Annotated in this window: 18 protein-coding genes; 8 read left to right on the forward strand and 10 right to left on the reverse strand. The window is 73.1% G+C overall.

Translation table 11 applies throughout. The features are described from left to right. Window positions 1-3: 3 nt before the first annotated feature. The 4 genes from AB0E77_RS21600 to AB0E77_RS21615 are packed head-to-tail and all read right to left on the reverse strand — an operon-like array spanning window position 4 to window position 4,559. Window positions 4-645: an ATP/GTP-binding protein gene (locus tag AB0E77_RS21600; RefSeq protein WP_361573045.1), complete on the reverse strand. Its 642-nt coding sequence runs from the start codon at window positions 643-645 to the stop codon at window positions 4-6. Continuing rightward, window positions 626-1,066 carry a DUF742 domain-containing protein gene (locus AB0E77_RS21605; RefSeq protein WP_361573047.1) on the reverse strand — a complete coding sequence of 147 codons (441 nt, stop codon included), beginning with the start codon at window positions 1,064-1,066 and terminating at the stop codon, window positions 626-628. The genes AB0E77_RS21600 and AB0E77_RS21605 overlap by 20 nt, the downstream gene beginning before the upstream one ends. Then, window positions 1,063-1,566 (reverse strand): roadblock/LC7 domain-containing protein, encoded by a 504-nt coding sequence (locus AB0E77_RS21610; protein WP_361573049.1) that lies wholly within the window; start codon window positions 1,564-1,566, stop codon window positions 1,063-1,065. The genes AB0E77_RS21605 and AB0E77_RS21610 overlap by 4 nt, the downstream gene beginning before the upstream one ends. Then, window positions 1,563-4,559 (reverse strand): nitrate- and nitrite sensing domain-containing protein, encoded by a 2,997-nt coding sequence (locus AB0E77_RS21615; protein ID WP_361573051.1) that lies wholly within the window; start codon window positions 4,557-4,559, stop codon window positions 1,563-1,565. Before AB0E77_RS21615 ends, AB0E77_RS21610 begins: the two co-directional genes overlap by 4 nt. Before the next feature lie 441 nt (window positions 4,560-5,000). Here AB0E77_RS21615 and AB0E77_RS21620 point away from each other — a divergent pair, with 441 nt between their 5' ends. Next, window positions 5,001-5,792 carry a protein phosphatase 2C domain-containing protein gene (locus tag AB0E77_RS21620; RefSeq protein WP_361573053.1) on the forward strand — a complete coding sequence of 264 codons (792 nt, stop codon included), beginning with the start codon at window positions 5,001-5,003 and terminating at the stop codon, window positions 5,790-5,792. 17 nt (window positions 5,793-5,809) lie between these two features. On the opposite strand, the gene AB0E77_RS21625 is transcribed toward AB0E77_RS21620, so the two are convergent. Continuing rightward, window positions 5,810-6,304, reverse strand: a complete 495-nt coding sequence (locus AB0E77_RS21625; RefSeq protein WP_361573055.1) for a MarR family transcriptional regulator — start codon at window positions 6,302-6,304, stop codon at window positions 5,810-5,812. A gap of 240 nt (window positions 6,305-6,544) precedes the next feature. Here AB0E77_RS21625 and AB0E77_RS21630 point away from each other — a divergent pair, with 240 nt between their 5' ends. After that, window positions 6,545-7,363 carry a lysozyme gene (locus AB0E77_RS21630; protein ID WP_361573057.1) on the forward strand — a complete coding sequence of 273 codons (819 nt, stop codon included), beginning with the start codon at window positions 6,545-6,547 and terminating at the stop codon, window positions 7,361-7,363. A 172-nt stretch (window positions 7,364-7,535) separates the two neighbouring features. Here AB0E77_RS21630 and lon read toward each other — a convergent pair whose 3' ends face one another. Further along, complete coding sequence (gene lon / locus AB0E77_RS21635; RefSeq protein ID WP_361573059.1) at window positions 7,536-9,959, reverse strand: endopeptidase La; 2,424 nt, start codon at window positions 9,957-9,959, stop codon at window positions 7,536-7,538. Between the two features lie 195 nt (window positions 9,960-10,154). Here lon and AB0E77_RS21640 point away from each other — a divergent pair, with 195 nt between their 5' ends. The 4 genes from AB0E77_RS21640 (at window position 10,155) to AB0E77_RS21655 (ending at window position 16,892) form a co-directional block, all read left to right on the forward strand. Continuing rightward, window positions 10,155-10,844 carry a spermidine synthase gene (locus AB0E77_RS21640; RefSeq protein ID WP_361573061.1) on the forward strand — a complete coding sequence of 230 codons (690 nt, stop codon included), beginning with the start codon at window positions 10,155-10,157 and terminating at the stop codon, window positions 10,842-10,844. Between the two features lie 113 nt (window positions 10,845-10,957). Then, window positions 10,958-11,698 (forward strand): response regulator transcription factor, encoded by a 741-nt coding sequence (locus tag AB0E77_RS21645; protein WP_217167633.1) that lies wholly within the window; start codon window positions 10,958-10,960, stop codon window positions 11,696-11,698. Then, a complete protein-coding gene (locus AB0E77_RS21650) occupies window positions 11,695-12,819 on the forward strand; it encodes an ATP-binding protein (protein ID WP_361573063.1) in 1,125 nt (374 codons plus the stop codon). The genes AB0E77_RS21645 and AB0E77_RS21650 overlap by 4 nt, the downstream gene beginning before the upstream one ends. Before the next feature lie 281 nt (window positions 12,820-13,100). Further along, window positions 13,101-16,892 (forward strand): multifunctional oxoglutarate decarboxylase/oxoglutarate dehydrogenase thiamine pyrophosphate-binding subunit/dihydrolipoyllysine-residue succinyltransferase subunit, encoded by a 3,792-nt coding sequence (locus AB0E77_RS21655; RefSeq protein ID WP_361573065.1) that lies wholly within the window; start codon window positions 13,101-13,103, stop codon window positions 16,890-16,892. A 111-nt stretch (window positions 16,893-17,003) separates the two neighbouring features. Here AB0E77_RS21655 and AB0E77_RS21660 read toward each other — a convergent pair whose 3' ends face one another. From AB0E77_RS21660 to AB0E77_RS21675, 4 genes are read right to left on the reverse strand one after another with little or no spacing between them, the layout of a single operon-like run. Next, window positions 17,004-21,233 (reverse strand): SAV_2336 N-terminal domain-related protein, encoded by a 4,230-nt coding sequence (locus tag AB0E77_RS21660; protein WP_361573067.1) that lies wholly within the window; start codon window positions 21,231-21,233, stop codon window positions 17,004-17,006. Beyond that, window positions 21,233-22,276 carry a MoxR family ATPase gene (locus AB0E77_RS21665; RefSeq protein WP_361573069.1) on the reverse strand — a complete coding sequence of 348 codons (1,044 nt, stop codon included), beginning with the start codon at window positions 22,274-22,276 and terminating at the stop codon, window positions 21,233-21,235. The genes AB0E77_RS21660 and AB0E77_RS21665 overlap by 1 nt, the downstream gene beginning before the upstream one ends. Beyond that, the gene (locus AB0E77_RS21670) at window positions 22,273-24,330 is read right to left on the reverse strand and encodes a trypsin-like peptidase domain-containing protein (protein ID WP_361573071.1); all 2,058 of its coding nucleotides are present in this window, start codon (window positions 24,328-24,330) and stop codon (window positions 22,273-22,275) included. The genes AB0E77_RS21665 and AB0E77_RS21670 overlap by 4 nt, the downstream gene beginning before the upstream one ends. Next, the gene (locus AB0E77_RS21675; RefSeq protein WP_361573073.1) at window positions 24,327-24,719 is read right to left on the reverse strand and encodes a CU044_2847 family protein; all 393 of its coding nucleotides are present in this window, start codon (window positions 24,717-24,719) and stop codon (window positions 24,327-24,329) included. The genes AB0E77_RS21670 and AB0E77_RS21675 overlap by 4 nt, the downstream gene beginning before the upstream one ends. A 201-nt stretch (window positions 24,720-24,920) precedes the next feature. On the opposite strand from AB0E77_RS21675, the gene AB0E77_RS21680 reads away from it, so the two are divergent. Then, window positions 24,921-25,103 carry a DUF6104 family protein gene (locus AB0E77_RS21680; protein ID WP_003961784.1) on the forward strand — a complete coding sequence of 61 codons (183 nt, stop codon included), beginning with the start codon at window positions 24,921-24,923 and terminating at the stop codon, window positions 25,101-25,103. 222 nt (window positions 25,104-25,325) lie between these two features. After that, window positions 25,326-26,291, forward strand: coding sequence for a DUF4097 family beta strand repeat-containing protein (locus AB0E77_RS21685; RefSeq protein WP_361573075.1), 966 nt, complete (start codon window positions 25,326-25,328; stop codon window positions 26,289-26,291).

The following is a 26,291-nucleotide window of genomic DNA, read 5'->3' on the forward strand; positions in this document are numbered from 1 at the left end:
CTCTTACTCGGGGGTTTCGTCGAGCGCGTGGCCCACGAGGGACAGGAGGGTCTCGATGGCCGAGATCCGGCGGCGCGCATCCATGATCATTACAGGTATGTGCGGCGGGATCGTCAACGCCTCCCGCACGTCCTCCGCGTCGAACAGCTCGCTGCCGTCGAAGTGGTTCACCGCGACGACGTACGGCAGCCCGCAGCTCTCGAAGTAGTCCAGCGCCGGGAAGCAGTCCTTCAGGCGGCGGGTGTCGGCCATGACGACGGCGCCGATCGCGCCGCGCACCAGGTCGTCCCACATGAACCAGAACCGCTGCTGGCCCGGCGTGCCGAACAGGTAGAGCACCAGGTCGTCGTCGAGCGTGATGCGGCCGAAGTCCATGGCCACGGTGGTGGTGAGCTTGTCCGGCGTGTCGCTGAGGTCGTCGGTGTCCTCGCTCGCCTGGGTCATCAGCGCCTCTGTCTGCAGGGGCGTGATCTCCGAGACGGCGGTGACCAGCGTGGTCTTGCCGACACCGAAACCGCCCGCCACGACGATCTTCGTCGCTATCGGCGCGCGGGTGCGGTCCGTCTGCCAGGGCTGCACGGTCTCGTCCGGGTCGACGAGGGGGGAGACGCCGTAGGCGGCGGCGTCAGAGACGACGGAGTCCACTGAGCACCCTTTCGAGCAGAGCGCGGTCCGGGCGGCCCGTGCCGTGGCCGGTCCCGGTGCCGTACACACGGATCTTTCCCTGGTCCGCGAGGTCGCTGAGGAGCACGCGGACCACGCCGAGCGGCATCTTCAGCAGCGCGGCGATCTCGGCCACCGTACGCATACGGCGGCACAGTTCGACGATGGCCCGCATCTCCGGCATCACGCGGGAGGTGAGGCCGCCGTTCGTCAGTTCCTTGCGCTCCTCGGCGGCTTCGAGCGCGGCGGTGCCGGCGGTGGCGCCGACGAACGTCTCGACGAGCAGGACGTGGCCGAAGCGGGTGCGGCCGCCGGTGAGCGAGTAGGGGCGGACGCGGGCCGGCTTGCGGTCCGCGCCCCGCACGGGGAGGTTCTTCGGGGCCTTCCTCGGACTGCTGCTCATCGGGCGCTCCCGGTCGACTCGGACTCCAGGGACTGCCGCAGCTCGCTGCGGAGTTCGGGGGTCAGGACGTGGCCGGCGCGGCCGACGAACAGGGCCATGTGGTACGCGATGACGCTCATGTCGCAGTCCGCGGCGCCGTGCACGCCGAGCAGCGAACCGTCGCTGATCGACATCACGAACAGGCTGCCCTCGTCCATGGCGACCATCGTGTGCTTCACCTGGCCGAAGTCCATCAGCCGGGCCGCGCCGACGGTCAGGCTGCCCACGCCGGAGACGACGGTGGCGAGGTCGGCGGCGGAGCCGCGCGGGCCGGTGCGCCGCTCGCCCCGCGCCACCCGGGCCGCCTCGTTCCGCTCCTGGTCGGAGGAGAGCAGGAGCAGGCCGTCGGAGGAGACCACGGCGACGGACAGGATGCCGGGGACCTCCTCGACGAGGTTGGTCAGCAGCCAGTGCAGATTACGGGCTTCGCTGCTCAGCCCGAAGGTACTGGGAGCGGTCAACTGCTTGCCTCCTCGACGGTGCCCCCCGTGGCTTCTTCGGTGGTGCCGGTGGCCTGCGGCGCCTGGTGGCGGTCGGTCCGCTCGGCGATCTCGGCCTCGACGTCGCGCCGCCCGGCCTCCGCCCCCCGGCGGAACCCTCCGAGGCGGCGGCGCAGTGCCTCGGCGTCGACGGAACCCCCCGTGCGCGGCCGTGGGACGGCGGCGAGGGTGGTGAGCTTCGGGGTCCGCTTGGGTAGACCCTTGGCGGTGACGGGGTCACCGTCCGGTTCGGCACCCTCGTCCGCGGTGCGTTCGTGGACGTCGGGGCCGATGGCGTAGGGGTCGGCGGGAGCGGGGGCCTCCGCCGGGGCGGCGGCGTGCGGCGGGGCCGGGGCGGTCTCCGGGGCCGGGGGCTGCGGGGCGGGCTCGGGGGCCGCGGGCTCGGCCGGGGCCCCAACCTGCTCCTGCTCGTGCTCCTGCCGGGGCTGCGGCTGGGCCGGGAGGAAGAGCTCCATCGTGGTGTCGTCGGGGAAGTCCCTGACGCCGCCCGCGCTCGCCGCCTCCGGGGCCTCCGCAGCCTCCTGCGCCTCGGCGGCTGCCGTCCCGCCGGTCTCCGCGGCCTCACCGGCGGGCCCCGGGACGGGCTCGGGCACCTCGGTGACCGTCTCCTCCCGCGTCGGCTCCGGCTCGGTGGCCGCCGCCTCCGCCTCCGCGCGCCGTACCGCCTCCTCCGCCGAGGCCACCAGCGGGTCGGCGTCCCGCCGCGTCCCCTTCTCCGCGCGCCCGTGCAGGACGTTGGAGTTGGCCTCCGCGTCGGCGCCCGGCAGGGTGAAGGAGCCGGTGCCGTCGGACACCGGCGCGACCGGGGCGAGGGCCGCCGGGGGCGCCGCCGCGAGCAGCGTGCTCGGCAGGACCACGACGGCCGCGACGCCGCCCTGCTTCTGCTCCCGCAGCCGCACACGCGCCCCGTGCCGGTGGGCGAGCCGGGCCACCACGTACAGGCCGAGCCCGAGCCCGTCCTCGCCCTCCTGGTCGTAGGGCGCTTCCGGATCGAAGTCGGTGAGGCGGGCGTTGAGCCGCTGGAGGCGCTCGGTGGCCATGCCGATGCCCTCGTCCTGGACGGAGAGCATCACCTCGCCGTTCTCCAGGAGCCAGCCGGAGACCTCGACGGGCAGGTCGGGCGGCGAGAAGGAGGTGGCGTTCTCCATCAGCTCGGCGAGCAGGTGGGAGAGGTCGTCGGCGGCGAACCCGGCGACGTGCGCGTGCGGCGGCAGCGCGGCGATGCGGACCCGTTCGTACCGCTCGATCTCGCTGACCGCGGCCCGGACCACGTCGACCAGCGGCACGGGGCCTGCGCTGTGCTGGATGTGCTCGGTGCCGGCCAGCACGAGGAGGTTCTCGCTGTGCCGGCGCATGACGGTGGCGAAGTGGTCGAGCTTGAAGAGGGTGGCGAGGCGGTCGGGGTCCTGCTCGCGCTCCTCCAGGCTCTCGATGACGGCGAGCTGCCGCTCGACCAGGCCGAGGGTGCGCAGCGCGAGGTTGACGAAGGTGCCGCCGATGCTCTTGCGGACGACCTCCAGCTGGGCGGCGGACTCGGCGAGTTCGGCGCGCAGTTCCTCGCGGGCGTCGGCCATCTTCTGCCGCTGGCCGACGAGGTGCTTGCGGTCGGACTCCAGCGTGTTGACCCGCTCGGCGAGCGTCACGGCGTGCGCGTGCAGGGCGTTGACGGAGCGGACGACCTGGGCGAACTCGTCGTTGCGGCCGGTGAAGGCGACCGGCTCCTGGCCCGTCGGGTCCTCCGCGCCGGCGAGCCGGGCCGAGCCGCGGCGCAGCACCGAGAGCGGGCGGGTGAGGGTGCGGGCCATGGCGGTGGCGATGCCGAGGGCGAGCAGGATCAGGGCGCCGAGGGCGGCGATCCGGATCTCCAGCGCGGTGACGTCGTCGTCGCGCAGCCGCTCGAGCTCCTGGGTGCGCTTCTCGTACAGGGCGGACTCGGCGCCGCGCATGGCGTCGACGCGGGCGGAGAGGGCCGCGTCCAGCTTCTTGACGGAGGTGCCGAGGTCGTCGTCGGAGAGGGCCGGCTGGTCGGTGAGGCCGGCGAGGTACTTCTCGGCGGAGTTGACCTCGGGCCCGGTGACCGTGGCGTCGAAGCTGTCCCGCGCCTCCTTGGGCGCTCCGTCGCGGAAGCCGGCGAGGGCGGCGTCGGAACGCACCCGGGCCTGCTGGGCGGCGGCGGTGAGGGCGTCGCGCTGTTCGGCGTCGGCGTCCGAGGAGGTGACGGACTCGGTCGGCAGCCCGGTGACCGGGTCGATGACGGTCTCGGTGCTGCTCGGCACGCCGAGCGCCGCGAGCAGCAGTCCCCGGGTGGCGGCGGCCTGCTGGACGGCGGTGTCCAGTTCGGCGAGGGCGTAGGCGCCGGAGCCCGCGCGGGCCGGCATCCGCTCGGCCAGTGCCTCGGCCAGGGCGTGGAGTTCGGCGATCGCCTCGGAGTAGGCCTGGTGCGCCTTGAGGGCGGTGCTCTTCCCGGTGAGCGCCGACCGGCGCAGTGCGGCGACGGCGTCGAGGTCCTCGCGCAGGGAGGAGGGCGTGTCGGTGTCGGCGAGCAGCTCCTCCACCTGCCGGTCGACACGGGCGCTGCGCTGCTCGGACGGGGCCTTGGACTTGGGGCGGCCCGCGGCGATGTAGGGGGTGACCTCGTCCCGCTCGTCGGCGAGGGAGTGGGCGAGGGTCAGCGCGTCCTGGGTCTGCTCGGCGAGCGTCACCAGGTCCTGTGTGTCGTGCAGTTGCCCGGAGGCGGCGACGATCGAGGGGGCCCCGGCTCCGGCGACGGCGGCGGCCACGACCGCCACGGCGACGATGAGCCGGTTGCGTACGTGGGTGGGGCGGCCCTTGCCGACGGGTGGCGCCTCGGCCGCCGGCGTGGAGGGGGTGCCGGGGGTTCGCTCCGCGCTCCCCGCGGGGGCCGTCTGCTTGCCTGTACGACGAGGCCGCGTCTTCTGCACCGGTGCTCGCATTCCTGACTCGTTTACCCGTGGGCCCGGGTGGCGCTCCGTCAACTGGCCGGCCGGCGCGTGCACCCTTCCCCAAGCTCTGGGCTGTTCCCCCGCCGCCGGTCGTGCGCCGGGCGGGGAGACCGTGTGAGCCGGGCAGGCCCCCCACCGGTTCCCGACCCTCCCAGTGCCGGTGGGCGGTGGGCGTGCATCACCTGACCCGCCACCCGAAGGAGTGAACCCCGGAGGGGAGTTGGCGGGCAAGTTCCCGTGGCTCGTGCGACGGGCCCGCCCTGCGCGCCGGTTGGACGTCTGCGACGGGCGGTGGCACTATGTGCCGCCACGCCTTCCCGGAGTGAAGTATTCCACCCCAAATCCGGCTGCTGACCTGCGTGACCGGGGTGCTTTCGGGGAGAGTTGCCAGCCTTTCGCGGAGCCTGTGAAGGGGTCGTGCAGACTGGCCGGATGCGTACGGAACTCGTCTCGGAACCAGGCCTCGCCGACCGCCCCAACGAAGACTTCGCGAGCGTCGCGCTACCGGCCTCGGGACAGGGCGGTTCACTCGTCGTGCTCGACGGCGTGACGCCGCCCAGGGGCGCGACGGGCTGTCTGCATTCCGTGCCCTGGTTCACCGCGCGGCTCGGCGGTGCGCTGACCGAACTGACCGTTTCACTCGCGGATGTTCCTCTCGCCGACGTCCTGTCCCGCGCCATCGCGCGTACCTCCGCGACCCACGCGGAAACCTGTGACCTTTCTCACCCGCGCACCCCTCAGGCAACCGTGGTCCTGGCGCGGTGGTCCCCCGAACGGGTCGAGTATCTGGTGCTGTCCGACTCGGCCCTGCTGGTGGAGGCGCCCGCCGGCACGGTCACGGCGGTCCTGGACGACCGGCTGGCGCGGCTGCCGCGCTCGGCGCTGGCCACGGACGCGATCGTGGACGCCGGTTACCGCAACAAGGAGGGCGGCTTCTTCACGGCCGCGGCCGACCCGGCGGTGGCGGCCCGGGCGGTGACGGGGACGCTGCCGCGCGCAGAGGTGCGGACGCTGGCGGCGCTGACCGACGGGGCCGCGCGCTGGGTGGAGACGTTCGGGGAGGGCGACTGGGCGGACTGCCTCGCCCTGGTGCGCAAGCAGGGCGCGCAGGCACTGGTCGACCGGGTGCGGGAGCTGGAGCGCGCGGACGCGGCGGGGGCGAGGGAGTTCCTCGGCCGCAGCAAGGCGCACGACGACGCGACGGTGGTGTACGCGGAGTTGTGAAGGGGGCGGCCCCGGCGTTACTTCTCCATCCCCCGGTTGAGTTCGTGCAGCAGCCGGGCCAGCTCGGCCACTTCCCGCGGGTCCCAGTCACCGAGCCGGCGGGCGTACCGGGCGCGGCGGGCCTCCCGCACCCTGCCCACGCGTTCCTGTCCCTCCGGGGTCAGGGTGACCAGCCAGGCGCGGCCGTCGGCGGGGTCGGGTTCGCGGGCGACGAGGCCGAGTTCCTCCAGGGCGCGCAACTGGCGGGACATCGTGGCCTTGCCGACGCCGATGTAGGCGGCGAGTTCCGTGGCGCGCTGTCCGCCGGACTCGCCGAGCCGGACGAGAAGGCCGTACGCGGACGACTCCAGGTCGGGGTGGACCTCCCGGGCCATCTCGCCCTGGTTGGCCCGGGCGCGCCGGAAGAGAACCGTCAACTCCCGTTCCAGGGCGAGGAACTGCGGTTGGTTCACACCACTCCCGGACGGGCGGGCTTCGCCCTGGCGACCGCCGCCGTTTCCCTCTTCGTGCACGTCAGCCCCTGCCTCGATTTTCCCGGTCCTGAAAGTTTCCGCCACGGGCCGCCATCACCGCAGCTTGGCAAGTATTTCGCAGGCTTAGACCAACGGCAGCTCCCGACCCCTCTTCACACCCCCCGTTCTACGTGCGTAGCGTCTTCACCGGGCCGTGAATGGCATGCTCACGCCACTCACGGTTTCTCCCCATGCACGTCGACCCCCACCGAGCACCACCGAGCCATCGGAGGCACGTTCATGCTCGTGCACAGATCCGGATCGGCCCGCGGCCGGCGTTTCGCCGCCACCGGGATTCTGCTCGCCGCTCTCTCCCTGCTCCTCGCCCAGCCCTCGTCGGCCGCCGACGTCCCGGCCCGCGGCACCGCCCACATGGGCATGGGCGTGCTGGCCCACGACGGACAGCAGGGCACCCCCGTCCCCGGCGACGCGCCCCAGACGGAGGGCGTGGACGTCTCCGGCCACCAGGGCAACGTCGCCTGGTCGACCCTGTGGAACAGCGGGGTCAAGTGGGCCTACGTCAAGGCCACCGAGGGGACGTACTACACGAACCCGTACTTCGCCCAGCAGTACAACGGCTCGTACAACATCGGGATGATCCGCGGCGCGTACCACTTCGCCACCCCGGACACGACGAGCGGCGCCACGCAGGCCAACTACTTCGTCGACCACGGTGGCGGCTGGTCGCGGGACGGCAAGACGCTGCCGGGCGCGCTGGACATCGAGTGGAACCCGTACGGAGCGGCCTGCTACGGCAAGTCGCAGAGCGCGATGGTGACCTGGATCCGGGACTTCCTGAACCAGTACAAGGCCCGCACGGGCCGGGACGCCGTCATCTACACGGCCACCAGCTGGTGGACCCAGTGCACCGGCAACTACGGCGGCTTCGCGGCGAACAATCCGCTGTGGATCGCCCGCTACGCCACCTCGGTGGGGACCCTGCCGGCCGGCTGGGGCTACTACACGATGTGGCAGTACACGTCCTCCGGCCCGACGGTCGGGGACCACGACAAGTTCAACGGGGCGCTGGACCGGGTGCAGGCACTCGCCAACGGCTGAGCACCGCCGCCCCGGCCAGGGGTCCGGGGGGTCGCGCCCCCCGGACGAACACCGCAACGGGGGCGCCGGACCGGGTGCAGGCACTCGCCAACGGCTGAGCCACACGGGACAGGGGCGGGGCCCGGGTCTCCGCACGGGGACCCGGGCCCTCTCCTTCTCCCGGTCGCGTCCGTCACGCCGCGACCGGAACCTCCGGCTCGGCACCGCTCGTCGCCGGTGCCAGGGCCAGCTCCAGGACCTGGCGGACGTCGGTGACGGCGTGGACGTCGAGCTTGTCCAGCACCTCCGCCGGGACGTCGTCCAGGTCGGGCTCGTTGCGCTTCGGGATGATCACCGTGGTGATCCCGGCCCGGTGCGCGGCGAGCAGCTTCTGCTTCACCCCGCCGATCGGCAGGACCCGGCCGGTCAGCGACACCTCACCGGTCATCGCCACGTCCGTACGGACCAGGCGCCCGCTGAGCAGCGAGGCGAGGGCGGTCGTCATCGTGACGCCGGCGCTCGGGCCGTCCTTGGGGACCGCGCCCGCGGGGAAGTGGATGTGCACGCCCCGGTCCTTCAGATCGGCCACCGGCAGCTCCAGCTCTGCGCCGTGGCTGCGCAGGAAGCTCAGCGCGATCTGCGCCGACTCCTTCATCACGTCGCCCAGCTGACCGGTGAGCGTCAGGCCCGCCGCGCCCGTCTCCGGGTCGGCCAGCGACGCCTCGACGTACAGCACGTCGCCGCCCGCGCCGGTCACCGCGAGGCCCGTGGCCACGCCCGGCACCGCGGTGCGCCGCTCCGCCGGGTCCTGCGCCGACTCGGGCACGTGGTGCGGCCGGCCGATCAGGCCGCGCAGGTCGCCGTCGGTGACGGTGAACGGCAGCTCCCGCTCGCCCAGCTCATGCTGGGCCGCCACCTTGCGCAGCAGCCGGGCGATCGACCGCTCGAGGGTGCGCACGCCGGCCTCGCGGGTGTACTCGCCGGCCAGCCTGCGCAGCGCGCCCTCGTCGATCGTGACCTCGTCCTTGTCCAGGCCGGCCCGCTCCAGCTGGCGCGGGAGCAGGTGGTCGCGGGCGATGACGACCTTCTCGTCCTCGGTGTAGCCGTCGAGACGGACCAGCTCCATGCGGTCGAGCAGGGCCTCGGGGATGGCCTCCAGGACGTTGGCGGTGGCCAGGAACACGACGTCGGACAGGTCGAGCTCGACCTCCAGGTAGTGGTCCCGGAAGGTGTGGTTCTGCGCCGGGTCGAGGACCTCCAGCAGGGCGGCGGCCGGGTCGCCCCGGAAGTCGGAGCCCACCTTGTCGATCTCGTCCAGGAGCACGACCGGGTTCATCGACCCGGCCTCCTTGACCGCCCGCACGATCCGGCCCGGCAGCGCGCCGACGTACGTACGCCGGTGGCCGCGGATCTCGGCCTCGTCGCGGACGCCGCCGAGGGCGACGCGGACGAACTTGCGGCCCATCGCGTGGGCGACGGACTCGCCGAGCGAGGTCTTGCCGACGCCGGGCGGTCCCACCAGGGCCAGCACGGCACCGCCCCGCCGGCCGCCGACGACACCGAGGCCGCGGTCGCTGCGCCGCTTGCGCACGGCCAGGTACTCGGTGATCCGCTCCTTCACGTCCTGGAGGCCCGCGTGCTCGGCGTCCAGGACGGCCTGGGCGCCCTGGATGTCGTAGGCGTCCTCGGTGCGCTCGTTCCACGGCAGCTCGAGGACGGTGTCCAGCCAGGTGCGGATCCACGAGCCCTCGGGCGACTGGTCGGAGGCGCGCTCCAGCTTGTCGACCTCCTTGAGGGCGGCCTCGCGGACCTTCTCGGGCAGGTCGGCGGCCTCGACACGGGCGCGGTAGTCGTCGGACTCCTCGCCCTCGCTCTCGCCGTTCAGCTCGCGCAGCTCCTTGCGGACCGCCTCGAGCTGGCGGCGCAGCAGGAACTCGCGCTGCTGCTTGTCGACGCCCTCCTGGACGTCCTTGGCGATGGTCTCGGCGACGTCCTGCTCGGCGAGGTGGTCGCGCAGCTGCCGGGTGGCGAGCCTGAGGCGGGCGACCGGGTCGGTGGTCTCCAGCAGCTCGACCTTCTGCTCGGTGGTGAGGAAGGGCGAGTAGCCGGAGTTGTCGGCGAGCGCGGAGACGTCGTCGATGGCCTGGACGCGGTCCACGACCTGCCAGGCGCCGCGCTTGCGCAGCCAGGCGGTGGCGAGGGCCTTGTACTCCTTGACGAGTTCGGCGACCTGGCCGGGCAGCGGCTCGGGCACGCTCTCGTCGATGCGGGTGCCCTCGACCCACAGCGCGGCGCCGGGGCCGGTGGTGCCGGCGCCGATGCTCACCCGGCCCCGGCCGCGGATCAGCGCGCCCGGGTCGCCGTCGGCGAGGCGGCCGACCTGCTCGACCGTGCCGAGGACGCCGGTCTTCGCGTACGTGCCGTCGACGCGGGGGACGAGGAGGACCCGGGGCTTCCCGGGCTCGGACGTGGCGGCGGCCTGAGCGGCCTCCACCGCGGCCCGTACCTCGGAGTCGCTCAGGTCCAGGGGGACGACCATCCCCGGCAGCACGACCTCGTCGTCGAGCGGCAGCACGGGCAGGGTGAGCGGTGTGAAGGCAGCGGACTCAGCAGCCATGATCTCCCCTTCGGCAGTCAAGTTGAGTTATGCCGACTCAATGCTCGGGAGCCAGTGATTGTTCCCGGGTGTCTGTTCGCTGTGAGCGATCAAGGGAGGATCGCGGTGCGCGGCCGGGCGGGAGCAGCCCTCACGCACCCCCAGCGCTCCCCGGCCACCGGCCATTCCCGCCGCCGTCGATGCCAGGATGGGGCGATGCCCATCACCTCTTACGACTCCCACGACACCCCGGAAGTTCTGGACCGTCGCGAGGGCCCGTACGGCGAGGTCGTCCTGCGCCGGCACGGGGCGCTGCTCCAGATCATCGCGAACGGCTGCTTCCTGATGGACACCTCCGACGGGCGCTCGGAGCGCCGGCTCGTGGACGCGGCGGCCGAGGCGCTCGACGGCCGTCCGGCGCCGCACGTCCTCATCGGCGGGCTCGGCGTCGGCTTCTCGCTGGCCCACGCGGCCGCCGACCCCCGCTGGGGCCGGATCACGGTCGTGGAACGCGAACGCGCCGTCGTCGACTGGCACCGCGCCGGGCCGCTGGCCGAGCTGTCCGCCGGGGCGCTGGCCGACCCGCGCACGGAGATCGTCGAGGCGGATCTGGTGGAGCACGTCAATGAGACATCCGCCACGTACGACGCGCTGTGCCTGGACATCGACAACGGACCCGACTGGACCGTCACCGAGGGCAACGGCGGGCTGTACTCACCGGCCGGACTGGCGGGCTGCGCACGGGCGTTGACCCCCGGCGGGGTGCTCGCCGTATGGTCCGCGCAGCCCTCTCCGGAATTCGAAGAAACCTTGCGTAATGCCGGGTTCCAACAGGTGCGTACCGAAGAGATCCCCGTTGCCCGGGGCGTTCCGGACGTCGTCCACCTCGGCATCGGGCCTGGATAGCAAAGGCGCGGTGCCTCCCCGTACGCTGCTGCCCTGACGCGGATCATTCAAGCGTCAAGCGCAGTCATGGGATCACCCCACGGATTCCGGAAAGCACACCTCAGGGGCGGGCGATGGAGCAGACACAGACCTCCCACAACGGCACGGCGACGGCCACCCAGGGCGCACAGCGCCGGGTGCTGGTGGTCGAGGACGACCAGACGATCGTGGACGCCATCGCGACCCGCCTGCGCGCCGAGGGATTCCTGGTGCAAACGGCGGGCGACGGCCCGTCCGCCGTCGACACGGCCGAGGCCTGGCAGCCCGACCTGCTGATCCTCGACATCATGCTGCCGGGCTTCGACGGCCTCGAGGTCTGCCGGCGCGTGCAGGCCCAGCGACCGGTGCCGGTGCTGATGCTCACCGCGCGCGACGACGAGACCGACATGCTGGTCGGCCTCGGCGTGGGCGCCGACGACTACATGACCAAGCCGTTCTCGATGCGCGAGCTGGCCGCGCGCGTGCACGTGCTGCTGCGCCGGGTGGAGCGGGCCGTCGTGGCCGCCTCGACGCCGCGCAGCGGCATCCTGCGCCTCGGCGAGCTGGAGATCGACCACGCACAGCGCCGGGTACGGGTGCGCAGCGAGGACGTCCACCTGACGCCCACCGAGTTCGACCTGCTGGTGTGCCTGGCGAACACCCCGCGCGCGGTGCTCTCCCGGGAGCAGCTGCTGGCCGAGGTGTGGGACTGGGCGGACGCCTCCGGCACCCGGACCGTCGACAGCCACATCAAGGCGCTGCGCCGCAAGATCGGGGCCGAACGCATCCGCACCGTGCACGGCGTGGGCTACGCGCTGGAGACGCCCACGCCATGAGTTCGGGACGGGAGGCCGCACGGAGGAGCCCCGGCCCCCGGAGCACCGGGGAGCCCTGGGGCGGCGTACGCCCGTTCTCGATCAAGACCAAGCTGGGCGCGCTGGTCGTCACGTCCGTGCTGATCACCACCGGTCTGTCGGTGATCGCGGTGCACACCAAGACGGAGCTGCGCTTCATCACGGTCTTCTCGATGATCGCCACGCTGCTGATCACGCAGTTCGTGGCGCACTCGCTGACGGCGCCGCTGGACGAGATGAACGCCGTGGCCCGGTCCATCTCGCACGGCGACTACACGCGCCGGGTGCGCGAGAACCGGCGCGACGAGCTGGGCGACCTGGCCGTCACGATCAACCGCATGGCCGACGACCTGGAGGCGCAGGACCTCCAGCGCAAGGAGCTGGTGGCGAACGTCTCGCACGAGCTGCGCACCCCCATCGCGGGCCTGCGCGCGGTGCTGGAGAACATCGTCGACGGCGTCACCGAGGCCGACCCGGAGACCATGCGCACGGCACTGCGGCAGACGGAGCGGCTCGGCCGGCTGGTGGAGACGCTCCTCGACCTGTCCCGCCTGGACAACGGCGTCGTGCCGCTGCGCAAACGGCGCTTCGAGGTGTGGCCGTATCTGTCGGGTGTGCTGAAGGAGGCCAACATGGTCGCCTCGGCGCGGGCGGGCATCGCCTCCGGGTCCGGCAGCCACACGCGCACCGACGTGCATCTGGCCCTCGACGTGTTCCCGTCCGACCTGACCGCGCACGCCGACCCCGAGCGCATTCACCAGGTGGTGGCGAATCTCATCGACAACGCCGTCAAGCACAGCCCGCCGCACGGCCGGGTGACGGTCAGGGCGCGGCGCGGGACGCAGCCGGAGTCCCTCGAGCTGGAGGTCATGGACGAGGGTCCCGGCATTCCGCGCTCGGAGTGGCGACGGGTGTTCGAGCGCTTCAACCGGGGTTCGGTGTCCCGGCCCCACGGCCCCGGCAGCGACGGCGGCACCGGCCTCGGCCTGGCGATCGCCCGCTGGGCGGTCGATCTGCACGGCGGCCGGATCGGTGTGGCCGAATCCGAGCGGGGCTGCCGCATTCTCATCACTCTTCCGGGCCTGCCCCCGGCGTCGAGTTGACGTAGGGTTCGAACCGGAGCACCAAGATCCGCAGGCGTTCTCGCTGGCGGACACGTGTGATCAGGCACAGGCCCGCGAATTCCTCGCCCGGGGCCGCGGTCTCCCCTTCCCAAGCGCAACAGAACCTCGCTTGTTTCCCGCCATTTCCAGCGCCGAAACACGGTCTGCAATGTGACTTACGCGACGTTGAACGGGCCCGGCCTGACCTTCCGGTCCGGGGAGGCGTAGCCTTGATTCCCGCTGTCCACCACCTTGTGAAGCGGAAGAGGGCGGTTCTCGCCGTGTCGCCACAGTCCCCCAGTAACTCGAGCATCTCGACCGACACCGACCAAGCGGGCAAGAACCCCGCGGCCGCGTTCGGTGCCAACGAATGGCTCGTCGACGAGATCTATCAGCAGTACCTCCAGGACCCGAATTCCGTGGACCGAGCCTGGTGGGACTTCTTCGCCGACTACAAGCCCGGGGCGGCCGCCGCCCAGGCCGCGTCCGGCTCCGCGACGAGCGCTCCGCAGGCCGCCCCGGCGCCCCAGGCGCAGGCTCCCGCCCCGGCCGCTCCCGCGCAGCCCGCCCCGGCCCAGGCCCCGGCGGCTCCCCAGCCCGCCGCGGCCCCCGCGAAGCCGGCCGCCGCGGCCCCGGCCGCGAAGCCCGCCGCCAAGCAGGCCGCGAAGCCGCAGCCGAAGGCCGAGCCCGCCACCTCGGCTCCCGAGGGCCCGGAGTTCGTGACGCTGCGCGGCCCGTCCGCCGCGGTCGCCAAGAACATGAACGCCTCCCTGGAGCTGCCCACGGCCACGTCCGTGCGCGCCGTCCCGGTGAAGCTGCTGTTCGACAACCGCATCGTCATCAACAACCACCTCAAGCGCGCCCGGGGCGGGAAGATCTCCTTCACGCACCTGATCGGCTACGCGATGGTGCAGGCCATCAAGGCCATGCCGGCGATGAACCACGCGTTCGGCGAGAAGGACGGCAAGCCGACGCTGATCAAGCCGCCGCACGTCAACCTCGGCCTCGCCATCGACCTGGTCAAGCCCAACGGCGACCGCCAGCTGGTCGTCGCGGCGATCAAGAAGGCCGAGACGCTGAACTTCTTCGAGTTCTGGCAGGCCTACGAGGACATCGTCCGCCGCGCCCGCGACGGCAAGCTGACGATGGACGACTTCACCGGCGTCACGGTCTCCCTGACCAACCCGGGCGGCCTCGGCACCGTGCACTCCGTGCCGCGCCTGATGCCCGGCCAGTCGGTGATCATGGGCGTCGGCTCCATGGACTACCCGGCGGAGTTCCAGGGCACCAGCCAGGACACCCTGAACAAGCTCGGCATCTCGAAGGTCATGACGCTCACGTCGACCTACGACCACCGGGTCATCCAGGGCGCCGCCTCCGGCGAGTTCCTGCGCCAGGTCGCCAACCTGCTCCTCGGCGAGAACGGCTTCTACGACGAGATCTTCGAGGCGCTGCGCATCCCCTACGAGCCGGTCCGCTGGCTCAAGGACATCGACGCCTCGCACGACGACGACGTCACCAAGGCCGCCCGCGTCTTCGAGCTGATCCACTCCTACCGGGTCCGCGGCCACGTCATGGCCGACACCGACCCGCTGGAGTACCAGCAGCGCAAGCACCCCGACCTGGACATCACCGAGCACGGGCTCACCCTGTGGGACCTGGAGCGCGAGTTCGCCGTCGGCGGCTTCGCCGGCAAGTCGATGATGAAGCTGCGCGACATCCTCGGCGTGCTGCGCGACTCGTACTGCCGCACCACCGGCATCGAGTTCATGCACATCCAGGACCCCAAGCAGCGCAAGTGGATCCAGGACCGCGTGGAGCGCGCCCACTCCAAGCTGGAGCGCGAGGAGCAGCTGCGCATCCTTCGCCGGCTGAACGCGGCGGAGGCCTTCGAGACCTTCCTGCAGACCAAGTACGTCGGCCAGAAGCGGTTCTCCCTGGAGGGCGGCGAGTCCGTCATCCCGCTGCTGGACGCCGTGCTGGACTCGGCCGCCGAGTCCCGCCTCGACGAGGTCGTCATCGGCATGGCGCACCGCGGCCGGCTCAACGTGCTGGCCAACGTGGTCGGCAAGTCGTACGCGCAGATCTTCCGCGAGTTCGAGGGCAACCTCGACCCGAAGTCGATGCACGGCTCCGGCGACGTGAAGTACCACCTGGGCGCCGAGGGCACCTTCACCGGTCTGGACGGCGACCAGATCCGCGTCTCGCTGGTGGCCAACCCCTCGCACCTGGAGGCGGTGGACCCGGTCCTGGAGGGCGTCGCGCGCGCCAAGCAGGACATCATCAACAAGGGCGGCACGGACTTCACCGTCCTGCCGGTGGCGATCCACGGCGACGCGGCCTTCGCGGGCCAGGGCGTGGTGGCCGAGACCCTGAACATGTCGCAGCTGCGGGGCTACCGCACCGGCGGCACGGTCCACATCGTCATCAACAACCAGGTCGGCTTCACCGCGGCCCCGGAGTCCTCGCGTTCCTCCATGTACGCGACGGACGTGGCCCGCATGATCGAGGCCCCGATCTTCCACGTGAACGGCGACGACCCGGAGGCCGTCGTGCGCGTCGCGCGGCTCGCCTTCGAGTTCCGCCAGGCGTTCAACAAGGACGTGGTGATCGACCTCATCTGCTACCGCCGCCGCGGTCACAACGAGTCCGACAACCCGGCCTTCACCCAGCCGCTGATGTACGACCTGATCGACCGCAAGCGCTCGGTGCGCAAGCTGTACACCGAGTCGCTGATCGGCCGTGGCGACATCACCCTGGAAGAGGCCGAGCAGGCGCTCCAGGACTACCAGGGCCAGCTGGAGAAGGTCTTCACCGAGGTCCGCGAGGCCACCTCGCAGCCCGCGGCCGCCGAGCCCACCGACCCGCAGGCCGAGTTCCCGGTCTCCGTGAACACGGCGGTCACCGCCGAGGTCGTCAAGCGGATCGCCGAGTCGCAGGTCAACATCCCCGACCACATCACGGTCCACCCGCGTCTGCTGCCGCAGCTGCAGCGCCGGGCGGCGATGGTCGAGGACGGCACGATCGACTGGGGCATGGGCGAGACCCTCGCCGTCGGCTCCCTCCTGCTGGAGGGCGTGCCGGTGCGCCTGGCCGGCCAGGACTCGCAGCGCGGCACCTTCGGCCAGCGGCACGCGGTCATCATCGACCGCGAGACCGGTGACGAGTTCACGCCGCTGCTGTACCTGGCCGACGAGCAGGCCCGGTACAACGTCTACAACTCCCTGCTGTCCGAGTACGCGGCGATGGGCTTCGAGTACGGCTACTCGCTGGCCCGGCCCGACGCGCTCGTGCTGTGGGAGGCGCAGTTCGGCGACTTCGTCAACGGCGCGCAGACGGTCGTGGACGAGTTCATCTCGTCGGCGGAGCAGAAGTGGAACCAGACCTCCGGTGTGGTCCTGCTCCTCCCCCACGGCTACGAGGGCCAGGGCCCGGACCACTCCTCGGCCCGCCCGGAGCGCTTCCTCCAGCTGTGCGCGCAGAACAACATGACGGTCGCGATGCCGACCTCCCCGGCGAACTACTTCCACCTCCTGCGGTGGCAGGTGCACAACCCGCACCACAAGCCGCTGGTCGTCTTCACCCCGAAGTCGATGCTGCGCCTGAAGGCCGCGGCGTCGAAGGCGGAGGAGTTCACCACGGGCGGCTTCCGTCCGGTCATCGGCGACGACTCGGTCGACCCGGCCGCGGTCAAGAAGGTCGTCTTCACCGCCGGCAAGGTCTACTACGACCTCGACGCCGAGCGGAAGAAGCGCGGTGTCACGGACACGGCCATCATCCGCATCGAGCGCCTGTACCCGCTGCCGGGTGCGGAGCTCCAGGCGGAGATCGCCAAGTACCCGAACGCCGAGAAGTACCTGTGGGCCCAGGAGGAGCCGGCGAACCAGGGTGCCTGGCCGTTCATCGCGCTCAACCTGATCGACCACCTGGACCTGGCGGTCGGCGCCGACGTCCCGCACGGCGAGCGCCTGCGCCGCATCTCGCGTCCGCACAGCTCGTCCCCGGCCGTCGGTTCCGCGAAGCGGCACCAGGCCGAGCAGGAGCAGCTGGTGCGCGAGGTGTTCGAGGCCTGAGGCCCCGGACGGCCTGTCCCCGGAGGGCCTGATCCTCCGACGGCCTGATCCTCCGACGGTCTGATGTGAAGGGCCCGGTCCCCCGGTGAATTCCAGGGGCCGGGCCCTTCGTCATGGGCGGAGGACGCCGTCGAGGCCCTCCTCGGGCGGGTCGTAGTACACGGTGAGGTGCTTGACCCAGCCGCCGCCGCGGGGGCTGAAGACCTGCCGGATCCACAGGCCCCGCATGCGGGCGAGGAACTCCTTGACGCTGGTGGACCTGGTGAGTTCCAGCTCCACCGCACGGTGGGCCGCGGCACAGTCCTGGTGGTGCTCGGCGCGGCTCCACACCATGAGCGGATAGCCGAGCGACCGGGCCCGGTCGAGGGCTTCCTTGCCGAGTGCGGCGTGGCGGCACCAGAGCGGAACGGCCTCGGCCGGTGCGTCCCTGAGCAGGGCGGGAACATCGGGCGGCCGGGGCCTCGGCGGTCTGGCCGAGGGGGCGCGCAGCGCCCGCAGCGACCCGCTGCGCACCGCGTCCCAGCGTTCCGGTCCCTGGGACTGGTGGGAGACACGGCGGGGGCCCGGGCCGCGCACGAACACGTTGCACTCGGCCCGCAGTGCGAGGGCGGGCGTCCAGGACTCCACGGCGACGTCCCAGAGCAGGTCCTCCGGCAGCCGGTACTCGACGGTGGGTCTGCGCCGGCTGGTGTCCGCGGCGTCCACCGCTGCCTTCAGGGCCCGTTCCAGTCCCAGTGCCGGAGCTCCCTCCGCGAGCAGCTGGGCGCTCCCGGTGGCCTGGTGCAGCGGGCTGCCGTCCTGGACGGCACGCAGCCTCCAGAAGTGGCCTTCGTCGCCGGGCGTGATGTCGAGCGTGATGCGGCAGCCCGTCGGGACGTCCTCGCGTTCGAGCGTGCGCGCCACATAGCGCTGCTGTTCCGAGGAGAGGGTCACCGGCGCCATGCGTTCGATCCAGGCCCGCAGGTCGGTCCGCTCGGACGACGAGAAGAAGGCGGGCGACCTGTTGCCGAGGTACACCAGGATCCACAGGGCGTACAGCACCACGTCCGCCTCGGAGGCGAGGGCGTACAGGTGCCCGGCGCCGTCGCGCCAGCTGTGGGGCGGGTGGTCCGGCGCGGGCACGTCGTCCCGCGGCAGCAGCCGTACGACCACGTCGGGGTCCGAGGGGGGTTCCAGCCGGGCCAGGATCGCGTAGAGCACCGTCTTCTCGGAGACCGGTGGCGCCACACGGTGCCGGATCCTGGCCTGGTCCCGGTCGTGGGTGGCGACCAGGCCGTGCCACCCCCCTCCGTCGCCGGCGTGCGGGCGCAGGTTCCGCAGGGTCTCGATGCGGACGGCCACTCCCGCGTGCCCGTCGTCCGTCACGTTCGAGACGACGACGCCGACGACGGCACCGTCGTGGCGGCTCAGGACGGGGCCGCCGACGCATTCCGGCGCCAGGGGCTCCCCCGTCAGCCGCATCAGCGTCCCGCCGGGCGCGCCCTCGGACCGCACCGACCAGCCGGCCGACGACAGGGCGCGGCCCTCCCCCAGCGCGGCGCACACGAGGGCGTCCTCCGGCCGGGTGTCCGGCCGGTCGGTGAGCCGCAGGGTGTGGACCACGGGCGAGGAGGTGACCCGGCACAGGGTCAGGAAGCCCGCCGTCGTCGTCGAGAGCAGTTCGTACCGGTGGTGCCACGGGGTCGTCGCGGTGATGTCCGTCGGGTCCGCGCCGGGGGGCAGTCTCTCGAGCACCGCCGCGGCGGTGACCACGAACCCGTCGGCGAGAAGGAATCCGGTGCCGAGGGCCTGCTCGCCCACGGCCAGCCGGACCAGGCCCCGCTCGACGTACTCGTGGCGGACGTCGCCCCAGCCGCTGGACGGCGGCTTCACCGGCTGGACGACGAATCCCGCGGGCCATTCCGTCCGCTCGGAGGTGATGAGCACGTGCCCGCCGGACGGCAGGTAGTCGGGGACGTCCGCGTCGTCCCAGCCGTCGATGACGATCAGCCACCGCAGGGCGGTCTCCCGCAGGACGCGCGCCAGCTCCCGCAGCCGGGTGAACACGCTGCCCTCCGCGGAGAGGCCCAGCTCGACGCCGAGCCGGGCCAGTCGTTCCCGCCGTCCGCCCTGGCTCTCGCCGACCCACCAGACGATGTCGTACGCGTCCTGGTGCCGTCGCGCGTACTCGGCCGCGGCCTCGGTCTTGCCCGTGCCCGGCGGGCCGGAGAGCACGCACACCGCGTCGCGGCGGTCGCGGGACAGGGTGTCGGCCAGCCGCCGCAGCAGCGTGCCCTCCGGCAGCGGGCTGGGCCCGGGGGCGGGCACCCCGTGGCGCAGCCGCAGCCGGCTCACGGGGAGGTTCCCGGCCGCCGACACGGACGCCGCGGACAGCTCCGCGCCGAGCCCGTTCAGCAGACGTCGTCCGGCGTCGACGGCGGTCGTGTCCCACAGCCGGGTCACGACGCCCAGGTCCGCCACCCATGAGTCGGCGGCCACCCGCATCAGGGTGAAGGGCACCAGCTCGCGTGTGACGATCTCCTCCCACAGGGCGCTGTCGCCCGGCAGATCCGCGTACCAGGAGCCGATCAGGAGCGCCGCGCGATCCCCGGGTGCAGCGGGCTGCCACGACCCCAGCCACCGCGGCAGCCCCCGGGGTGTCTCGAGCACATGGCGCCGCACCGGCTGTCCGGCGGCGAGGAGCACCCGCGCCGCCCAGGCCCCCCACGCCTCGTCGTCCCGGACGTACACGAGGTCGACGGTCCCGCTCCGGCCGGCGTCGTGCGGTACGGCGGTCCCGAAGCGTTCGGCGACCAGCCCGGAGACCTCGGCGAAGGCCTCCGCCAGCAGCTCCGTGCCGCCCGACGGCAACAGGGCCTGCCGGTCGCCGGGGCCGGTGCGGGCCAGCGCCGGGAAGTTGCGCTCCCGGCGTCCGAAGTGGCGGTCGACGTACTCGCCGCAGTGCTTGCGCACCAGCAGGGCGTCGCCCCGCGGGAGGTGCCGCAGCAGCGCCTCACGGACCCCGGGCCGGAAGGCGTACCAGCCGTCCTGCGGGCCGCGCTCCAGCAAGCCGCTGAGCAGGACCTCGGCCAGCACCTCGGGTCCGGACCTCGGCTGCATGGCGCGCTGGACGAGCTGCATCACGGGAAGGGTGAGGGGTATCGCCGAGAAGGAGGCGGCCAGGTGCACGGCGGGGCGCGAGGCGGTCCGGCGGAAGGCGCGCACGGCCGTCTCGCCGTCGGCCCCTGGGCGGGCGGGCCTGGACGGCGCCGCCGGGTGGTCGGCACGGACCCAGGCCGCGGCGGCGGGCAGCGCCAGTCCCGTGGAGCCGGACAGCAGCCGTGCCCAGGTGCCGAGCGCGGTGCGGGTCGGTGCGAGGACGGGCACGGGCAGCGCTCCGGCCGGTGCCGTCGCGCCGTCCGCCGGTACGAAGTCCAGACGGGCGCCGAGGCCCTCCCGGCGGCGCAGGGTGCCGGGCAGCGCGGGCAGGTGGGTGCGCCGCCACATCCGCTGGGGCAGCGGCTGGACGACCGCGACGGGTGCCACCCTGCCCCAGTGGTGCAGGAGCCGCTGCATCCGGCCGGAGCGCCACAGGGGTCCGGCGCAGTCGCTGAGGACCAGGGTGAGCTGCCGTCCCGTCGGGTCGCGCAGCTGCTCGGCGGCGCGCAGCGCCCGCTCGCCGTCCCGGGAGGTGGCCGCGACCAGCTCGCCGTCGTCGCCCTCGCGGAGGTGATGCACCGTCACTTCCCGGAAGGCGCCCAGGCCGGAGCAGATCCGGTGCAGTTCGTCCAGCGCGGTCTCCCAGACGCCGGTCGAGGTCGAGACGTCCATGAGCAGCCGCAGCCGGGACTCGCGCCGGGTGGTGGCGCGCAGGACCGGGAGCAGCAGGCGGGTCTCGGCGGCCTGCTCCGCGGTGGCCTGTTCGTCGAGGTGGAGCGCCGCGGCGCGGACCGGCGGGCGGTAGTGCTGGAGGGGGCGCAGCGCCCGCTGGAGGCCGAGCGGGTACGGCAGCGCGGTGGCCATCGGCACCCGGACGCGGACGGCGTCGGGGTCCGCCGGGCCGGTCCCGGCCGGCCGGGGGCCGTCGGGATCGGGGCGTTCGGCGTGCAGCCGGGTCGGTGCGGCGTCGAGCGGCGCCGGCGCGGTGTCCGGCGTTCCGGGCGCGGAGTGCGGGGGCCGGGAGTCCGGCTCGCCGCCCCCGCCGCCCGGCTCGCCGTCCCCGGAGCGGCCGGCGGACATCGCCGCCGGGCTCACGTACCGGGCCAGCCACAGCGCCTCGGCGAGCTCGCGTGCGGACGGCTCGGCGCCGAGCGCGCGCAGCCGTTCGGCGAGTTCGCCCACCTGCCCGTCCGGTGCGGCCATCAGCGGCGCCCGCTCCCGTGGTCGCCGTGGTCGAGGGGCCGCATCAGCAGGTCGGCCAGGCGCTGCCGGTCGGGTTCGCGGTCACGCACCGCCTCCTGCGTGAGGTAGATGGCGTTGAGGAGCTGGTCGGCGGCGCGCAGGGCGCCGGGGGCGGAACCGAGGAAGGAGTCGATGAGCTCCTCGTGGCGGCCGGCGTCCGCGCCGCCGAAGTGGGCGTCGACCATGGCGCCGAGGCGCGCCCGGCCCCACTCGTCGTTGCGCGGGGAGGGCAGGTCGAGGTGGAGGCAGCGGCGCAGCAGCGGGGCGGGGAAGTCCCGCTCGCCGTTGCTTGTCATCACCACGACGGGGAAGGCCCGGCAGCGGACCAGCCCGTCGTGCACGGTGGCGTGGCGGTCGTCGTCGGTGAGCACGTCCACCGCGCCCTGCCGTCCGGCGATGCGTTGGAGCTCGGGGATCCGGAACTCGCCCTCCTCCAGGGCGTTCAGCAGGTCGTTGGGCAGGTCGATGTCGCTCTTGTCGAGTTCGTCGACGAGCAGCACACGGGGCCGTTCGTGCGGCAGCAGGGCGGTGCCCAGCGGGCCGAGGCGCAGATACTCGCCGATGTCCCGGTGGTCCTCGCCGCGCAGCTTGGCCATCTGGGTGTCCTGGAGCCGGGCGATGGCGTCGTAGGTGTAGAGGCCGTCCTTGAGGGTGGTGCGGCTGACGACGGGCCACTGGAGGACCCGGCCGAGACCGAGTTCGTGGGCGATGGCGTGGGCGAGCGTGGACTTGCCGGAACCGGGGTCGCCGGTCACCAGCAGCGGGCGGCGCAGGTAGAGGGCGGCGTTGACGAGTTCCAGGTCCTCGGGGCGCCAGGCGATGCGCCGGCCGCCGCGGGTGCCGAGCCGCCGGGTGGACTCGCTGCCGAGCGGCGGTACGGCCTCGGTGACGGGCGCGCCGTCGAAGTCGCGCCAGGGCGGCGCGGGGGGCAGCCGGGTGATCCCGTCGTGCGGCTCACCGGTGCCCCGGTAGATGTGCCAGTCCGTCTCGGGGGTCTCGGTCACGGGGACTCCAGCAGGTCGTCGCAGAGCGGGATCGGGCGGCGCGGGTCGTCGTAGAGGAGGGCGAGGTCCTCGGCCCAGTAGGCCTGGGGGTCGGCGTTGCTGACGCGTTCCCGCAGGGCGCGCAGGTGCTCGGGCAGGGCGGTGGCCCGGCCGGTGGTGGCGAGCAGTTCGGCCGCCTTCTCGTGCAGCCGGTCGCAGTCCGGGCCGCAGCCGTGCGTGTGCTCGGCCCTGAGGTGCCAGAGGATGACGCCGTATCCGGCGCCGAGGGCCTGGGTGAGCGTGGTGGTGCTCTCGGCCGGCGGCCGGCACAGCACCGGGACCGCGCCCGGCGGTGCCTCGGCCAGGGCCCGCGCGGCGGCGTCCGACTGCACCGCAAGCGCCTTGGGGGCGTTCTCCGCGACGCCGTGCCAGCGCTCCCGCCACATCTCGGTGGGCTCGCCGCGGCGTTTGAGGCAGCGCAGGACGACCTGGCGGTGCACGCCGAAGGGGCGTTCGGCGGGGTGCGGTTTGAGGCTGCTCACCACGGGGCCCGGCCGCCACAGATGGACGTTCACGCCGAAGTGCTCGACGGGCAGCGCGAGTTCCAGCCGGGCCCGGCGGTGCCCGTCGAGCCTGCCGAAGGTGCGGGTGAGCGGCTCGTTGAGGAGGTACGGGAGTTCGGCCAGGGAGGCGCCTTCGCCGTCGGTGTCCTGGTCCACCGTGCGTACGGTGTCCGCTCCCCCGGTCCAGGCCCAGATGCGCCAGTGGAAGCGGTCGTGCGGCCGGAAGAGGTCGGGTTCCAGCTCGACTGCGACGACGGGGCCTTCGTCGTCCGGCTCCCTCCCGACGCCGACGGCCGCCGCGGCCGGGGCGGGGGCCGCCGGTGCGCACGGCGCCCGGTGGCCGCGGGGACCGGTGTCGGGACCGCCGGACGCGACCGGAGGGTGGTCCCGGCCCTGCGGGGCGCCGTGGGCGGGGTGGTCCGGCGGCCTGCGGTGGTCCGGCGGCCGGACGGGGGCGGCGGTGCGCAGCAGGGCGCGCAGATGCCGGGGCAGCCGCGCGGCGCGGCGCTCGACCCAGCGCTCCAGGTCGGCGACCGCTTCCGGGGCGCGGTCCGCGCAGGCGGCGGCGACGGCGCGCAGATAGTGCAGGGAGACGACGTCGGCGCCCTCCCGGTGGTCGTAGAGCCAGCCGTGTCCGTCGCGCCAGTCGTGCGGGGCGTGCTCGTCCTCCCAGAGCGGCTCGTCGCCGAGGACGCGTTCGATCAGGGTCTGCAGCTGGGCCGGTGAGGCCGGGCGGGGCAGCTCGGCGAGCAGCGCGGCGGCCCGGGCGCTGTCGCGGGGGTCCCAGCGGCGTTCGGCGCCCGCGCACAGCTCGGCCTGGGCGTCCACCCAGGAGAGGGCTCCGTCGGTCTGCTCGTGCCAGAGGTCGTGGGCCCGGATCAGGGCCGCGTACGGGTCGGGTCCGAGGGCGGACTCGCCGTCGACGGGCACCGCGCGCCGAAAGCCGCGCAACGCGGTCACGGCGACGGCGAGACCGCCGTCCTTCTGCGCCCGCCGCGCCTTGACGACCCCGGCCACCAGCCCGCGTTCCCGGTCGAGCAGCGGTCCGCCGGAGGCCCCGTGCGGGATCTCCACGTGCGGGGCGAGGGTCAGCCCGTACGCCCCGTCCCTGCCGTTGCACTCGGTCTGGCCGCTCCACCGCTGTGGCGCCCCGGCCGACACCGGGCGCCAGCCGTGGGCCGTGACGGCGATCGGCGGGTCGTAGCGGTCGGTGAGGCGCACGCACGTGTGGTCGATGGGGTCCGTCACCCGGAGCAGGGCGAGATCCTGCTCCGGGTCCGTGCCCCCGCCGAGCCAGTACGCCGTGCGGGCCCGCGCCCGCACCCGCTGGTGTCCCTGGAGGAGCAGGTCGGCCGCGTGCTCCGGGCCGCCGGCCGGCGCCAGGACGTGGGCGCAGGTCAGCACCCAGTCGGGTGCCACGAAGAAGCCGCTGCCCCACAGTCTGTCCGGTTCGCCCGCCGGGCCTATCCGTACGGTGGCACGGGAGAGCAGTGCGTCGAGCCTGCCCGTCATGCCGTCGGCGTGCTCTGCCCGTCGGCGGGGGCCGCGTCCGCCGCGCCGTCGGAGCGCCAGGTGAGGGTGATGGAGAGGGCCGCCTTGGCCTCGCCGTCGGCGAGCAGGGCGACGGCCTTGCCGGGCTTGACGGCGAGCTCGACCCCGAAGGTGGCGCTCACCTCGTCGGGGGCCACGGTGCGCGCCGCCTCGAGCACGGCCGAGCCCACGCCCCGCACCAGGTCGCCCAGCTGGTCGACCTTGGCCGCCATGTGGTCGAGGGCGCCGACGTCCTCGTACGAGAACTCGTCCGGGCCGCCCGGCAGCTGATCCGGTTCGAGCACGCTCACGCGCGCGAGAACCGTCCGGCCGCCCGGAAGCTCGATCTCCTGGATCCTGCGGTGGTCCATGGTGTCCCCCTGTGCCGCGCCACCGGGGCAACTCCCGGAGACCCGCACCTCGTTGTGCCCTTGCGACTGCGGTGATGCCATTCTGCACAACCGCGTGACCGCACGGGCGCTGTTCGGACAGGTCAGAGCCCCGCGCGCGGGCGCATAACCTGGACGGGTAGGACCCGAGGCCCCAGGCGGCCCATCCCCAGGAGAGCGACTGTGTACTTCACCGATCGAGGCATCGAGGAACTGGAGAAGCGGCGCGGTGAGGAGGAGGTCACCTTCGAGTGGCTCGCCGAGCAGCTGCGGACGTTCGTCGACCTGAACCCGGACTTCGAGGTACCGGTGGAGCGGCTGGCGACGTGGCTGGCCCGGCTGGACGACGAGGACGAGGACGAGTAGGGACGACTGCTTTTCGCCGCTGAACTCCCGCGGGGTGCCGGTACACGGCACCCCGTTTCGCATGTCCGGGCCGCGCTCGGCCTCCCCGGACCGGACGGGTGGCCACCCGAACGACCGCGAGTGGGGTGACCACACGAACGGGTGTCTTGACTTCCGACCACCACGATATATCGTGAATGACGGAGGACGCGATATGGCGCGTTCGGTCAGGAGGTCCCCAGCATGTCCGAGTGGTCCGTCGCGGAGCCCAGGAAGCTCACCTTCGACGAGTCCGTGAGCGAGCTCCACGTCCGCATCGTCAACGGAACGGTGAACGTGGTGGGCACGGACGAGGGTTCCGCCAGACTGGAGGTCTCCGAGATCCAGGGCCCGCCCCTGCTCGTCACCCACCGGGACGGCACCCTCACGGTGGCGTACGAGGACCTGCCCTGGAAGGGCTTCCTCAAGTGGCTCGACCGCAAGGGCTGGCGCCGCAGCGCGGTAGTCTCGCTGGCCGTGCCCGCCCGAACTCGCGTGGAGGTGGGCGTCGTCGGCGCGGCGGCCGTCGTCTCCGGCATCGACGGACGCACCGAGGTGAAGGGCGTCTCCGGGGACACCACCCTGGTGGGCCTGAGGGGCCCGGTCCGCGCGGACACGGTCGCGGGGAGTCTGGAGGCCCAGGCGCTCACCGGAGACCTCCGCTTCAACTCGGTCTCCGGGGACCTGACGGTCGTGGAGGCCGGTTCGTCGGTCAAGGCGGACTCGGTGAGCGGTTCGATGATCGTCGACCTGGACCCGACCGACGGGCCGACGGACATCGGCCTGACCAGCGTCTCGGGCGAGATCGCCATCCGGCTGCCGCAGCCCGCCGACGCCGAGGTGGAGGCCAACACCGCCAGCGGCACGGTCTCCAGCGCCTTCGAGGACCTCCGGGTGACCGGCCAGTGGGGCGCCAAGCGGATCACCGGCCGGCTCGGCGCGGGCAACGGCCGGCTGAAGGCCACGACGGTCTCCGGCTCCATCGCGCTGCTGCGCCGGCCGCCGGCGGAGGAGTCGCCCTGGGGGCCGGAGCCGGAACAGCGAGGGCCGCAGGACACCGGACCGGCGGGCGGCACGCCGCGCGAGTCGGGGGACAATTCCGCTTCCGGCCCGGACGACGGCGCCACCGACGCCCCGGCCGACGGCACGACCGACAAGAAGGTGCTCTGA

Source organism: Streptomyces sp. NPDC032940, from assembly GCF_040636935.1.
In the GTDB taxonomy this organism is placed as follows: domain Bacteria; phylum Actinomycetota; class Actinomycetes; order Streptomycetales; family Streptomycetaceae; genus Streptomyces.

What these genes read in the sequence shown, in the direction of transcription:
- AB0E77_RS21605 (WP_361573047.1), bottom strand. Translation starts at nt 1,066, where the DNA reads ATGAGCAGCAGTCCGAGGAAGGCCCCGAAGAACCTCCCCGTGCGGGGC.
- AB0E77_RS21615 (WP_361573051.1), bottom strand. Translation starts at nt 4,559, where the DNA reads ATGCGAGCACCGGTGCAGAAGACGCGGCCTCGTCGTACAGGCAAGCAG.
- AB0E77_RS21620 (WP_361573053.1), top strand. Translation starts at nt 5,001, where the DNA reads ATGCGTACGGAACTCGTCTCGGAACCAGGCCTCGCCGACCGCCCCAAC.
- AB0E77_RS21630 (WP_361573057.1), top strand. Translation starts at nt 6,545, where the DNA reads ATGCTCGTGCACAGATCCGGATCGGCCCGCGGCCGGCGTTTCGCCGCC.
- lon (WP_361573059.1), bottom strand. Translation starts at nt 9,959, where the DNA reads ATGGCTGCTGAGTCCGCTGCCTTCACACCGCTCACCCTGCCCGTGCTG.
- AB0E77_RS21640 (WP_361573061.1), top strand. Translation starts at nt 10,155, where the DNA reads ATGCCCATCACCTCTTACGACTCCCACGACACCCCGGAAGTTCTGGAC.
- AB0E77_RS21645 (WP_217167633.1), top strand. Translation starts at nt 10,958, where the DNA reads ATGGAGCAGACACAGACCTCCCACAACGGCACGGCGACGGCCACCCAG.
- AB0E77_RS21650 (WP_361573063.1), top strand. Translation starts at nt 11,695, where the DNA reads ATGAGTTCGGGACGGGAGGCCGCACGGAGGAGCCCCGGCCCCCGGAGC.
- AB0E77_RS21660 (WP_361573067.1), bottom strand. Translation starts at nt 21,233, where the DNA reads ATGGCCGCACCGGACGGGCAGGTGGGCGAACTCGCCGAACGGCTGCGC.
- AB0E77_RS21670 (WP_361573071.1), bottom strand. Translation starts at nt 24,330, where the DNA reads ATGACGGGCAGGCTCGACGCACTGCTCTCCCGTGCCACCGTACGGATA.
- AB0E77_RS21675 (WP_361573073.1), bottom strand. Translation starts at nt 24,719, where the DNA reads ATGGACCACCGCAGGATCCAGGAGATCGAGCTTCCGGGCGGCCGGACG.
- AB0E77_RS21685 (WP_361573075.1), top strand. Translation starts at nt 25,326, where the DNA reads ATGTCCGAGTGGTCCGTCGCGGAGCCCAGGAAGCTCACCTTCGACGAG.